At 31.6% G+C, this 14,324-nt stretch carries 10 protein-coding genes and 3 pseudogenes; 4 read left to right on the top strand and 9 right to left on the bottom strand.

Features of this window, described 5'->3' with window-relative positions:
- Positions 1–81, bottom strand: a pseudogene (locus KA893_RS13670) (IS6 family transposase); the annotation flags it as partial.
- 190 nt (positions 82–271) lie between these two features.
- Complete coding sequence (locus KA893_RS13665) at positions 272–1,012, bottom strand: SDR family oxidoreductase (RefSeq protein WP_002483573.1); 741 nt, start codon at positions 1,010–1,012, stop codon at positions 272–274.
- Positions 1,013–1,290: 278 nt separating this feature from the next.
- Between KA893_RS13665 and KA893_RS13660 the strand changes: the two are divergent.
- A pseudogene (locus KA893_RS13660) lies at positions 1,291–1,527 on the top strand (winged helix-turn-helix transcriptional regulator); the annotation flags it as partial.
- A gap of 72 nt (positions 1,528–1,599) precedes the next feature.
- Positions 1,600–3,024, top strand: coding sequence for an aldehyde dehydrogenase (aldA, locus tag KA893_RS13655; protein WP_069821682.1), 1,425 nt, complete (start codon positions 1,600–1,602; stop codon positions 3,022–3,024).
- A gap of 352 nt (positions 3,025–3,376) precedes the next feature.
- On the opposite strand, the gene KA893_RS13650 is transcribed toward aldA, so the two are convergent.
- The 7 genes and pseudogenes from KA893_RS13650 to KA893_RS14220 form a co-directional block, all read right to left on the bottom strand.
- A complete protein-coding gene (locus KA893_RS13650) occupies positions 3,377–3,916 on the bottom strand; it encodes a hypothetical protein (RefSeq protein ID WP_036576018.1) in 540 nt (179 codons plus the stop codon).
- Positions 3,917–4,287: 371 nt separating this feature from the next.
- Positions 4,288–4,365 (bottom strand): annotated as a pseudogene (locus tag KA893_RS14125) (replication initiation protein); the annotation flags it as partial.
- Between the two features lie 125 nt (positions 4,366–4,490).
- Complete coding sequence (locus tag KA893_RS13645) at positions 4,491–6,587, bottom strand: AAA family ATPase (protein ID WP_194440989.1); 2,097 nt, start codon at positions 6,585–6,587, stop codon at positions 4,491–4,493.
- Positions 6,588–6,961: 374 nt separating this feature from the next.
- Positions 6,962–8,953, bottom strand: a complete 1,992-nt coding sequence (locus tag KA893_RS13640) for a catalase (protein WP_041080871.1) — start codon at positions 8,951–8,953, stop codon at positions 6,962–6,964.
- A 415-nt stretch (positions 8,954–9,368) separates the two neighbouring features.
- Positions 9,369–9,941: an immunodominant staphylococcal antigen IsaB family protein gene (gene isaB / locus KA893_RS13635; protein WP_075340115.1), complete on the bottom strand. Its 573-nt coding sequence runs from the start codon at positions 9,939–9,941 to the stop codon at positions 9,369–9,371.
- Between the two features lie 366 nt (positions 9,942–10,307).
- A complete protein-coding gene (locus KA893_RS13630) occupies positions 10,308–10,916 on the bottom strand; it encodes a recombinase family protein (protein ID WP_002484385.1) in 609 nt (202 codons plus the stop codon).
- 250 nt (positions 10,917–11,166) lie between these two features.
- A complete protein-coding gene (locus KA893_RS14220) occupies positions 11,167–12,180 on the bottom strand; it encodes a zinc-dependent alcohol dehydrogenase family protein (RefSeq protein WP_194441005.1) in 1,014 nt (337 codons plus the stop codon).
- A gap of 304 nt (positions 12,181–12,484) precedes the next feature.
- On the opposite strand from KA893_RS14220, the gene KA893_RS13620 reads away from it, so the two are divergent.
- Together KA893_RS13620 and KA893_RS13615 are read left to right on the top strand one after the other, a co-directional pair.
- Positions 12,485–12,943, top strand: coding sequence for a MarR family winged helix-turn-helix transcriptional regulator (locus tag KA893_RS13620; RefSeq protein WP_041080868.1), 459 nt, complete (start codon positions 12,485–12,487; stop codon positions 12,941–12,943).
- Positions 12,930–14,273 (top strand): dihydrolipoyl dehydrogenase family protein, encoded by a 1,344-nt coding sequence (locus tag KA893_RS13615; RefSeq protein WP_041080866.1) that lies wholly within the window; start codon positions 12,930–12,932, stop codon positions 14,271–14,273. Before KA893_RS13620 ends, KA893_RS13615 begins: the two co-directional genes overlap by 14 nt.
- Positions 14,274–14,324 lie beyond the last annotated feature (51 nt).

Raw genomic sequence — 14,324 nt, 5'->3', positions numbered from 1 at the left:
ACTCAATGCATATCTTAGATAGTAGCCAACGGCTACAGTGATAACATCCTTGTTAAATTGTTTATATCTGAAATAGTTCATACAGAAGACTCCTTTTTGTTAAAATTATACTATAAATTCAACTTTGCAACAGAACCATTAAAAACAATATTCATAGATATTAACATAAGCGCTCGTTATCAGAAATTAGTCTAATAAAAAAGGCATGACAATTTTAATAAATTGCCATGCCTTTTTTATTAAAATTAGTTACTAAATAAGAGATTCTAAATTATAAACTTTGGCTACTAGGACGAATGATAAATTCATTTACAGAAGATTCTTCCGGCTCATTAATTGCGTAATTAATAGCTCTAGCAATAGCATCTGGTTTAATTGCATTTTTATATAATTCATCTATATCTTGTTTCATATCTTTGTCACTAATATGATCTGTTAATTCGGTGCTGACAGCCCCCGGAGATAGAATTGTTGTTCTAATATTTGAACCCACTATAGCTTCTTCTTGTCTTAATCCCTCAGTTATCGCTCTCACTGCATATTTGGTACCACAATAAACAGCACTACCTGGGAAAACAACATGTCCCGCCACAGAAGCCAAATTAATAATATGGCCTGATTTTTGTTTTCTCATATAAGGTAATACTGCACCAATGCCGTATAATACACCTTTAATATTCACATCTATCATTTGATTCCATTCATCTTGCTTATTCTTTTCTAAAAAGGATTGAGGCATAAGACCTGCGTTATTAATTAAAACATCTATACGGCCAAAATCATTATAAGCTGTTTCAATTAATGCATTTACTTCATCGGCCTTTGTTACATCAGTTTTTTTAATACTTACACTATCACGACCTACTTTTTGTTGTATTTTTTCTAATCTATCTAAACGTCTCGCACCTAAAACAAGCTTGGCACCATTTTCAGATAACAAATTCACAGTTTCCTCACCAATACCACTAGATGCACCTGTTATCACAACTACTTTATCTTTTACATTATTCATTTTCTTACCTCCTAAATTATCATAATTATATACTTCACTATTTTATCGTTATCGAAACATCATTAATACTTTTTTTTAAAATATTTCAATTTCAATCTAGTATAACGACAAAAAGAGGATTGTGTATTAATCAATTTATATTTCTATACTATTATAAAATGTTCAATATAATAAGCTAGCGTTATGCTCATAATCTATTTTTATTTCAATAAAACACTATACTCAATTAATAATTTACTATGAAATTGTCTATAAAACTTATTCTAGATTATCAAATACCATTAAGTGAATTACAAAACAAACTTCCTAATATCAATCAACGTATGTTAATAAGACAACTCAGAGAATTAGAGCAAGACAAAATCATTGAAAGGACAGCCTACCCGCTAGTACCTCCTAAAGTAGAATATAAGTTGACCAAAATAGGATTAAAGCTTGATAAAGTAGTTTTTTCAATTTGTAATTGGGGAGATGAATTTCTAGATACACTTAAAAATAAGAAGCTAAAATATTAACATAATTACTGATTATCAGATATAGTTTAAATTTAATACTTTACGGGAATTAGACCCAAGGAGGTGTAGTTAATGACGAATCAACTATTTATTAATAATGAATTTGTAGAAAGTACATCTGAAGAAACATTGGATGTGATTAACCCAGCAACGGGAGAAACAATCGATACGATTACATTTGCTACTGAAGAAGAGGTAAACGACGCAATTGATAAATCTAAACGCGCTCAACTTGAATGGGAAAAAATACCGGCTCCTACACGTGCTGAGCGTGCAAAATCATTAATTCCTTTACTTAAACAACATAAAGATGATATCGCTCATTTATACGTCAAAGAACAAGGTAAAATAATAGCACAAGCTAAAGGTGAAATTGATAAATCAATAGAATACATTGATTATATGGCAAGTTTAAGTATGAGTAACAAAGGTGAAGTATTACAAAATACTATAGTAAACGAAACCATTCAACTGACAAAAAAACCAATCGGCGTTACTGCTGGTATTGTACCTTGGAATGCTCCGATTTTGGTGCTTATGCGTAAAGTGATTCCAGCTATTGTAACTGGCTGTTCTGTCGTTATCAAACCAAGTGAAGAAACAACATTATTAACATTAAAAATTGCTGAACTTTTCCGTGATTCAACTATTCCTGCTGGACTCATCCAAATTGTCCCAGGTACTGGCGAAACAGTTGGAACACAATTGGCGACACATAAAGATATTCAGCTTGTTTCACTAACGGGTAGCATGGGAGCAGGTAAAGCTGTATTTAAAAATGCGGCTGATAGCATAAAAAAACTCAACTTAGAACTAGGTGGAAATGCCCCTGTTCTTGTCACACAACACGCTGACTTAGATAAGGCTGTTGATTATATCGTTACTGCACGTATTAATAATGCTGGCCAAGTATGTACATGTCCAGAACGAATCTTTGTTCATGAAGATGTACATGACGACTTTATTAACAAGGTTAAAGATAAAATGGATGCTCTTCAAGTTGGAGATCCATATGATGAAAACACTGACTATGGTGCAATTATGAATCAAAAACAATTAGATAGTATTGATGATAAAGTTCAAGAAGCAATTAAGAATGGAGCAGATTTAGTGTTAGGTGGTCATAAATTAGACCGTGAAGGATTCTTCTATGCACCTACTATTTTAGATCATGTAAAAGCAACTGATAATGCTTTTAAAGAAGAAATTTTCGGTCCTGTTCTTGCTATAACCACATATACAAACTTTGATGACGTTATTGATATGGCAAATGATACTAATGCAGGTCTATCATCTTATATTTTCTCTGAAAGCTTAAAAGAAATTATGACAGCTACTGAATGTTTAAAATTTGGAGAAGTTTATGCGAACTGCGAGGCTGAAGAAGCAATCAATGGTTATCACGCAGGTTGGAGAGAATCTGGTCTTGGTGGTGCAGATGGTATTCATGGTTTTGAAGAATATTACAATACAACTGTAAGTTATATTAGATGGTAAACTAATAATTAAAAAGAGTCAGGGACATAATTACTAGAAAAAGAGTCAGGGACATAATTACTAGAAAAAGATAATTACTAGAAAAACAGCCAGTAAATGAATTTATTATAAATTCATTTACTGGCTGTTTTATTTACAATACTTCGTATTGTTGGCTCGCTTTCTTAGAGGACAGATTCAGCCTGTAGTCTTCAGCTTATCCCGTTCCTTCAAGTGTCTCGCCAAAACACTCTGTATTTTCTATTAGAAAAATTGCTTAATGATAGTATTCGAATGATGTAGCTTTCATAAAACCAAAAACCCTCGTTTTTGCAGAAATATTAAATACTTATCGTTTGAAATTCACTATGGTTTATGAATTAAAAGTATCAAATGTCATTTCATACAAATCTTTATCATCTAAATTAACAAATTCCTCAATATTTACTCTATATGTGATACTATTTTGCTTTTTAGAGATTTGGCTAAAATATTTTATATTTATATACATATTAGTTGTATAGCCATTATTTTTAATTGTATCTTCAAACTCTTCAAACGCCTTTTTATTAATAGGCATTAAATAAAATTTATTACTAGGCAAAATATTTATATGTTTTTCTTGTAAAACTTTATTTTCATCTTCATCTAAATAAACTTTTATATCAATATTTTTAGCAGTCCCACCACCTAAATTTTGTAGTTTAAAAGCAGTATTTACATAGTCAGTATCAGATTCAGTTATATTCTTCAATTTCAAACGGTCAGTTTGTTCAATAATAATCTGATCGAAGGCCAAGAATGGTATAAAAGAAATCTTGATTTGTCTTATTTGTACCATTACTGAAACGAAATATAAAATCGCCATAATAAATGTTCCAATTGAACCAATTGCTTGTAAAATACTTAACATTAAATTCCTCCTTATAGTAACTTAGTTCTACTCTATCTAGATTATACAAGCTATTGTTAATAGTATAAAATAAATGATGTATAATTGCGTTATCATTTTAGTAATTCAGGTTTTAAAAATAAAGTTATAAATTAGAAAATCATCAATAATTATTATGATTTAAATGTCTCTAAATATATTTAAGTGATAAGCCAAATCACTCAATATACCGTTATCTTAATAATTTAGAAGACAAGGGAGAGTAAAATTAATGAAGATTATCAATTTTTTCACTTTAACTTTTCCATCTCTTAAATTTATTAGAAGCTATTTTGGTATAAAAAATTAGAAGGTTATTTATGATTTTTCTAATCTTTTCTTTGTATGAATTATTTTCGCTTATCTTTAAACAACCTTGAATATACAAGAATTTGTTTACTCTTAAGTGATTTATAAAAAGCGGCAAAAACATTTTAATTGATAAATAGAAAACGCCAGCAAGATAATTTTCAATTCGAAACTATCTTGCTGGCGTTTTTTGTATTCACGTGCCAGACTCTTTTTTAATATAGATTCCTGTGCTTAGTGTAACAGTTTATTTACCTTTAACTATGACTTCATCATTTTCAAGTACGATATCTACATGTTTTACTTCTGTATGATCTAAGTAGTAATCTGTGATTTTGTCGCGTACTTCTTGTTCAACAACACGACGTAACGGACGCGCACCCATTTCTTTGTCGTAGCCTTTGTCAATCAGCCAATCTTTGACATCTTGTGTAACGTTTATTGTAATTCCCTTTTTATCTAATGTTTTTTGAACATCTTCTAATAATAAGTTCACGATGTCTTGTAATGCATCTTTATCTAAATGTTCGAATTTAACGATACCATTGAAACGGTTGAGGAATTCAGGGCGGAAGAATTTTTTCATTTCATCCATAATATCATTAAATTCTTCATTTCCGTCACCAAAGCCAGCATTAGAAGTACAAATAATAATTGTGTTTTTAAAGTTAATGACATTACCTTGACCATCAGTTAAGTTACCATCATCCATAACTTGTAATAATAAAGTTAAGATTTGTGGATTCGCTTTTTCAATTTCATCAAATAAGATAACTGAATATGGATTACGTCTAACCTTCTCTGTTAATGTGTTTGAATTATCATCATAACCTACATAACCAGCAGTTGTTCCAATCATTTTAGATACAGCTGTTTGATCACTATATTCACTCATATCTAAGCGAATCAATGCCTCTTTGCTACCGAACAAATCAATTGCTAACTGCTTTGCAAGTTCTGTCTTACCTACACCTGTAGGACCTATGAAAAGGAAGCTACCAATTGGACGGTTGCCTTCATCAAATCCAGCACGATTACGACGAATTGCACGAGAAACAAGGTCAACAGCTTTATCTTGACCAATAATTTTATCTTTTAAACGCTTATTGATTTTTTTCAATCTTTCGATATCACTTGCATCCATTTGAGATACAGGAATACCAGTTAAACGTTCTATTGAGTCAGACACGTCTTTTATAGTAGCTTTAGTATTATAATTGCCATTGTTGTTTTTTAATTTATCTTCTAGTTCCTTAATTTCATTTTGGAATTTGTCAGCTTCTTTATACTCTTCATTACTCACGGCTTTACTTTTATCATCTTGTAATTGTGCAATGCGGTTTTCAGTTTCTACTTTATCTACTGCAGGACTTTGTGCTGATAAGTGAGCTGCAGTAATATCTAGTACATCAATAGCTTTATCTGGCAATAAACGTTGTGGAATATATTGAATTGATAAATCTACACAAGCTTTTAATACATCATCTGGTAATTCAACATGGTGGTGTTCTTCAAATTTTTCACGGAGACCTTTTAAAATATTAAAAGTGTCGTCAGGACTTGGTTCATTAACAAGTACTTCATTAAAACGACGTGTTAATGCAGCATCTTTTAAAATATTATTCCGATATTCATCTTGTGTAGTTGCACCAATAATTGAAAATTCACCACGGCTTAATGCAGGTTTAATTATATCTGATAACCCTTTACTACCAGAATCACCGCCAGTTGAACCTGAACCAATAATTTGATGAATTTCGTCAAAGAATAATACAACATTTTTCGCTTCTTTAACAGCCTCAACTAATTTTTGGATATTTTCTTCAAAAGCACCACGATATTGTGTGCCAGCTTCTAAGGAAGAAATATCTACTGAGATGACTTCTTTATCTTTAATAGATGCTGGTACGTTACCTTTAACAATGGCTTGTGCTAAACCTTCAACAATAGCTGTTTTACCTACACCAGCTTCACCAACTAAAATAGGGTTGTTTTTAGTACGTCTACTTAAGACTTCAGCAGTTTCTTGAATTTCTTTATCACGACCAATTACTGGATCTAATAAATCATCACGTGCTTCTTGTGTTAAATTGCGCCCGATTTGTTCCAAATAATTACTTTCATCATTTTGTCCTTGAGTGCTAGATTGTTGAAATGCACGCGCGCTTTCAGCAGAATTTCCGCCTTGTTGTTGCTGTTGTCGTAATTGGGCTAATTGTTCGGGAGAAACCTCTTTACCATTGATATAATATTTTTTATTACCATTATTAACAGATTCTTGCATATCTTGGAATATTTTTCTGAAAATTGAATCAAAATCATCATTGAAAAATCCATTACTCATACATATCACCTCTAAGAAATTTTAGAAATACTTAAGACAACAATTAAATCATGAATGCTTCGAATCAATAATAAATGAATTAATTAATTCATTTATTATATGTGTAAAGATAATTCTTTAATGCCAATTGCTAATTAAATTTAAATCCCTACATGTATTATTCCTCTTATAGTATATTGTTAAACATATTAAAAAATTATTTTTTATAACTGTCTATATTAAAGAATCAAAATTGTTCATTATTGAGACAAAATTTTTAAACCATCTCTTTTTAAAAGAGTTGGTTTTCATAAACAGTGAAAATGAGATGACGAAACCCCCAATCTACAACCATAGATTGGGGGTTTTTAATACTTTTGTTAATTCAAAATTTATTATCTATCCCAATATCTGACTTTTTTAAATGCTTGAATAATAACTTGAGGTTTATCTGAAATGAAAACACCAGGTGCTTCTAAATTTATTTTAGCGTCAGATAGGCCTTTTGCAACAGCTGAATTAACAACTAGAGGTTTACCATGCTTGTAATTGAGTTCCGCGAAAGCCTCGGCATTTGGATTTATATCAGTGCCATCTGACAATACAATTAAACTATCAAATAATGTTGGATGAGCAGTATTATACGTTTCTGTTATACCAAAGTCTTCTGATATTTTTTTAGGATGTTGCCCCACAAATGCGTAGTTTAATTTGTTTTCGATAAATGTTTCAGCATATGCTTTTAACGTATCCTCACTAATATTTCCGTTTATTACAACTGCTACAGAATGCCCTTGTAATGGTATATCATATTTTTCCATTGTCAATTGACTATCTTTAGCTTCAGATGATACTTCTTCATTTTCAGAAGGTACATCTACACCCACGTTTTTAGCAACACGTTCAGCTAATGTGCGATCTACTTTGTTTAACTGGTTAACAGCATTTTGTTTAACCATAATTGAATCACACATACCTATTTCAAATGAAAACCCATCAACTGTGTGATTAAACTCATCTTGAGTTAGACTATTTAAATAGAGCTTAGCTTGACTGTAATAATCTTTAAAGCTTTCACTACGTTTTTGAATTTTACGTCCTTCTACTTTTTCTTGGTAATGTTCATAACCGCCTTCTTCTTTCGATGTCGTATGAGGCTCGTTATTATTAAGCCCATTTTTATGATAAGCAACTTGACCTTTGTTAACGTTCATTTGATGCATCGCATCTCTTTGGTTATTGTGTACTTCATTTACAGGTCGGTTAATTGGAATTTGATTAAAGTTTGGACCACCTAATCTAGAAATTTGAGTATCAGTATATGAGAATAAACGACCTTGTAATAATGGATCATTAGAGAAATCAATACCAGGCACAATATGTCCTGGGTGGAATGCAGCTTGTTCGGTTTCATCAAAAACGTTGGTTACATTTTGATTAAGTGTCATTTTACCAACTTTTTTAATTGGAACTTGATCTTCTGGCCAGATTTTAGTTGGATCTAAAATGTCGAAATCAAAATCAAATTCTTGTTCTGGTCGAATGATTTGTAAAGCTAATTCCCATTCAGGATAGTCTCCTTTTTCAATAGATTCATAAAGGTCCTTACGATGGAAGTCAATATCTTTACCATGTAATATTTGCGCTTCATCCCATACTAAGCTTTCTAAGCCTTGAAGTGGTTTCCAATGGAATTTTACAAAATATGATTGTCCTTCACTATTTACTAGACGGAATGTATGAATACCGAAACCTTCAATTTGTCTGAAGTTTTTAGGTATACCTCGATCACTCATTGCCCAGACTGTTGTATGCGTAGATTCAGGGTTCTGTGCGAAAAAGTCCCAAAATGTATCATGTGCTGTACCACCTTGAGGCATTTCGTTATGTGGTTCTGGTTTAACTGCATGAATTAAATCTGGAAATTTAATCGCATCTTGGATAAAGAATACTGGAATGTCATTACCTACTAAATCAAAAATACCATCCTCTGTATAAAATTTAGTCGCAAATCCGCGTACATCTCTTACAGTATCAGGAGAACCTTTTGAACCTTGAACAGTGGAAAATCTAACGAATACGGGAGTTGTTTTTTCGGGATGAGTTAAAAAATCTGCTGAAGTGTATTCTGATAAGTCTTCATATACTTGGAATTCGCCATGTGCACCAAAGCCCCGAGCATGTACAATACGTTCTGGAATACGTTCATGGTCAAAGTGCATTATTTTTTCTCTAAAATGAAAATCTTCTAATAAGCTAGGACCACGCTCCCCAACAGTTAACGTATTTTCGTCTTCACTCACTTTTACCCCGTTATTTGTCGTCATCGCTCTGCCATCATTATCTTTTTTTACTTCATTTAATTGTTCTTGCTTTTTATTACTCAATTTTTATTCCTCCTTAGCCTTACGTTTACTTTTTACCACAAATGAGGAAAATAAAAACTAAGTGTAAAGTTTTTAGAAGTATTCTAACCATACACCTGATATGTAATATCAAAAATTATCAATTGAATAATATGATTTTATATTAAGTAAAATACGCAACTGTGCAGCTATCTATGATTGATGTAATGATGTGAACGAAGATTATAAGCATATTGAGCGCCTACTTCTGTCAAAAATACATAATGCATGTGAAAATACTTGAAAACGTAATGTATGAAGAAATATATAAAGAATAAAAGTCATATATGGGCTCCAAATGAATATAACAATATATTAAAGATAGGGACACATACATCTAATGTATGTGTCCTTGATTACTTTTGTAAAATGTCATGTATTAGATTATTTCTGCAATTTATTGACCAATACGTATATGAGTTAAATAACCATCTTTATCAAAGAAAGCTTTGTAAGCACCGTCATTAGTACTATAAGGTATAAATGTACCACCTTCCTCCGATTCTCCTTCTTCTGTGCTATTATTTGATGCATGCGTTTTTTTAAATTGTGCTTTAGTGACTGTGTGGGATTTAGCATTGAATTCCATTTGGATGGCTTCATCGTTTTCATTAAAATCTATTTTAGAACCATAAGAATCTATAGTATAAGCATGAGTTTGATGAGCTTTTGGATTGGCTTTATAGCCATTGAGCGTAAAATTATCATATTTCATTGCGCGTACAAAATTATAATCTAGGGTAAATGTTGGATCATATGTCGTATATCCTTCATAGTTATACCATGGTTTTTGTGATTGTGAATCTTTTGTACTTTGTGTACTGACGCCGTTCCCACCTTCACCATGACCCCATTTTTGAACTTGTTCTGCTGCTTGTGCATCACTCATCGTAATGTATGCTGCTGATGATCCTGCAACCAATGTAGATACAACAACTGTTGCTGAAAATATTTTCCCAAATTTACGCATAACCAATCACTCCTTAAATTTTGAACACCTTTGATTAAAGTTGCTTTAAATTCATATTCGGATGTATCAAGCTTTAAACAAGTAACTCAAGTACGATGCGACTACGACAAATGTTAGTAATTATCACTCCTCAAATTTAGCATACGCTATCGGCAAAGTGTATATTTTCACCTTTATCTTACACCAAATCTTTTATATTTCAATTATATGTATAGTTGCTTCACATCGCACAATTGAAAGGATGAATTTATTATCAAGGGAAACTCGACTCTTTTTCTTGTTCTTTTACTAAAATTTCAATTCAATCATATAATATGAGTTTCGAGACGCTGTGAAAGTCCCTCATTTGCATTGACAATCAATTTATCAAGATAATCCCTTATCATGTTTAATTCTATAAACTGTTTGTCTTGTAATATTAACTTCTTTGGCAATTTTACTAATTGCTCGCCCTTCTTCTAACATTTCCACCACGCGATGATAAATAACACGTTTCTGAGGGTCTTTCGCGTTCGGCGAATAGAGTAAAGGTCGGCCTTTATATATTCCTTTGTCTTTCGCGACTTGAATCCCTTGTGCTTGTCGACGTTTACTTTCATTTCTTTCTTGTTCTGAAACCATTGCTAAAATTTGAAGGATTAAATCTTTCATAAACTTATCCAGTAATGGATTACCAATAACTTCATTCATCATAGGTAAACTTGTAATCATTAACTGAACGTCTTTTTCTTTTAAGTAATTCACAGTTTCAATAATTTCATCATAATTACGTCCTAAACGATCAATTGACTCCACAACGAATCGATCTCCCATTCTTACAAAATTAAGAACTTCTTGAAGTACGGGTCTGTTTTCTATAGATTTCCCAGACTGTTTTTCTGTAAATATTTTTTCAGCACCAAACGTTTTTAAATTTTCCAACTGTCTTTCTAAATTTTGATCTATCGAAGATACTCTCGCATAACCTATAATCATTTATTTTCACTCCATAATTAATATACACCCTAATCATACGTTTTAGTTGCGATAATTTCAACAACTTACTTTGTACGATTAGGGTGTACCTTAAAAATACATAAACACAATTTCTCAATTAATTATCTCATTTTAATTGCTCTATGAGAATTATATTACCTGATAAATTAGACAATTTTAATATTAAAAAATCCTTCTTTTATATAAAGGAAGGATTACATAAAATAATTATTAATATAGAAAACAGGGGCTATTTATTAAAATCTATAACAATTTTACCAAACGCGCCTTCCATTTGATGTTCATATGCTTCTTTTGCTTGGTCAAATGAATAAACCGTATCAATTACAGGATCTATATTTATTTGATCTAAAGCTTTATTGAAATCTTCAAATGCTCTATGGTGTCCTAGATTGATACCTTGGATTCTTGCTTGTTTAGCAAGTAATGCGAATAAATTAACATTTGCTTCCATATTTTCAAGAAATCCAATAACATATATATGCCCTTGAAAAGCTAAAGCATCTATAGATTTAGCAATACTTGACCCACCGACCACTTCTACAATATGTTCTACACCTTTACCATTTGTTAATTTTTGCACTTCTTTTTCCCAATCAGGGTGCGTTTTGTAGTTGATTACTTTAGAAGCGCCAAGTTCTTTGGCTTTTTCTAATTTTTCGTCACTGCTACTTGTTGCAATAACTTCTGCTCCTAATGCTGATGCTATTTGAATTGCAAATATAGAAACGCCACCTGTGCCTTGAACAAGAACTTTATCACCTGCTTTAATATTTCCATACTCAACTAATGAGAACCAATTCACAAATGCTGCTACCGGCAAAGTTGACGATTGATTATCTGTAAGTGTTTCAGGAGAGAATACAGCTGCATTTGCATTCAATACTATGTATTCTGAAAGTCCACCATCTACTGTAGCACCTAAGGCATGTGATTGTTCATCGCTTTTAGGTTTTCCATCTAGCCATTTGGTAAACATATGTGAGGTAACACGGTCACCTTTTTTAAATTTGGTAACTTTTGAGCCGATTTCTACAACTATTCCTGAAGCATCTGAAACAGGAATAAACGGAAATTTTAATAATTCAGGCGTATATATACCTTCGACAATTGCAGTATCTCGATAATTAAGTGATACAGAGTTAACTTTAATTAAAATTTGATCTTCTGTAATTTCGGGTTTCTCTAGTTCAACTTGTTTAAGGTTATCTAAACCAAAATTTTCTAATTGCCATGCTTTCACTATTAAAACTCCTTTTTATTAGTATTATGGAAAAATTTACAAAACACTCAAATCATCATATCGTTAAACGACGATATATAAGTATGAAAAAAGAACTAAATTATAGTTCTTTTTTCAATTATTTTACGTATATTTTTAATGACTTGTTCATTCCTCTTTTGAACAATACCCTGAAGCCATAAGTTTTACGCACTATTTTTAAAATCGAAATCAATTAAACAAAAATATGTGGTTCATTACAAGTTTTTTAATTGATTAATCGTTTGCGATTGATTATTCTTTAATGAGAATAGGAGTGATTAAATTGATTGATGATGAAATGAAATTGACACATCAGCTATGCTTTTCTGCTTATAATGTTAACAAATTATTCAACAAATTTTATGAAAAGCAATTAAGTCAATTCGGTTTAACTTTTTCTCAATATCTAGTGCTATTAACCTTATGGGAAGAAAACCCTCAAACTTTATTATCCATTGGTAAAAAGTTGAATCTAGCAAGTAATACCCTAAGCCCATTACTAAAAAGACTTGAGCAAGCTGGCTGGGTTCAAAGAAATAGAGATGAAAGCGATAAACGTAACCTTATCATAACTTTAACGATAAAAGGTCTAAATGAGCAAGAAGCAGTACATGAAGCTATTGCTAAATGTGTTTCTTCACAATTTGATGTAGATGAATATATGAAAGCCAAAAGTATTATGGATAATTTAGAAGAAACGTTGAAAACTATTACAAAGGATGATTCAAATGAAACAATATGATGTCGTATTTTTAGGTAGTGGACACGCAGCTTGGCATGGTGCGCTGACTTTAAACAAAGCGGGGAAATCGGTTGCTATTGTCGAAAAAGATCGTATAGCAGGTACTTGTACAAACTATGGGTGCAATGCCAAAATTTTATTGGAAAACCCTTATGAAGTACTAGAGCAAGCTTCACACTATCCCAACATAATAAATACTGAAGCATTATCAGTGAATTGGGAAAACCTTATGTCTTATAAACATAAAATCATTGACCCTATGGCAAATACTTTGAAAGGTTTATTTGAACAACAAGGTATAGATATTATTGAAGGGGCAGGAAAATTATTAGATGAGCATCACCTCTTAGTAGATGGCGAACAATATTATGTTGAAAACATAGTTATTGCAACAGGTCAACACAGCAATAAGTTAGATATTGAAGGGTCTGAATATACGCACGATAGTAGAGACTTCTTATCCTTAAAGCAAATGCCAAATAGTATCACATTTATAGGTGTAGGTATTATTAGTATTGAATTTGCTAGCATAACCATTAAATCTGGTGTAGAAACTCATATGATTCATGTTGACGATGAACCGCTCAAAGGTTTTTATTCAGCACATATTGCTAAATTAATGGACAAATTGGCAGCAGAAGGAGTTCAATTCCATATGAATGAAAATACTACTGTAATTAAAGAGCAAGGTGACAATTATACTGTATCAACAGAATCAGGATTAGAGATTACTACTAACTATGTGTTAGATGCTACTGGACGTAGACCAAATGTCAACGGTATTGGCCTTGAAGAAGCTGGCGTTAATTTCACTACTCGAGGTATACAGGTAGATGAATATTTACGTACAAATATCCCTAATATTTATGCTAGTGGTGATGTGTTAGATAAAGTAATTCCTAAATTAACACCTACTGCAACATTTGAATCTAACTATATTGCTGCGCATATTTTGGGTATGAATAAAAATCCTATTAACTATCCTGCAATACCTTCAGTTTTATATACACTACCAAGATTGTCTAATATTGGAGTTTCTGTAGATGAAGCTAATACTAGTGAGGACTATAAAGTGATAGATATTCCTTTTGGTAAACAAATGGTGTTTGAATACAAAAATGAAACTGAAGCTGAAATGACAATTGTATTAAATAATGATAAACAATTAGTAGGAGCTGCTATATATGCTGATGATGCACCAGATTTAGTTAATTTATTAACTTTCATTGTAAACCAAAAATTAACGGCTCAAGATTTAAATGAAATGATCTTTGCTTTTCCTGGATCATCAAGTGGCGTTATAGATCAATTAAAATTAGCAATGTTATAAAAGGAGTGCTATAAAATAACTAATAATATTTATGGTTCTGTTGCAAAGTAA

The organism is Staphylococcus sp. GDY8P126P (genome assembly GCF_017891965.1).
Taxonomy (GTDB): Bacteria; Bacillota; Bacilli; order Staphylococcales; family Staphylococcaceae; genus Staphylococcus; species Staphylococcus saprophyticus.
The sequence above is the reverse complement of the archived record's forward strand: the minus strand, read 5'-3'. Positions and strand labels throughout refer to the sequence as shown.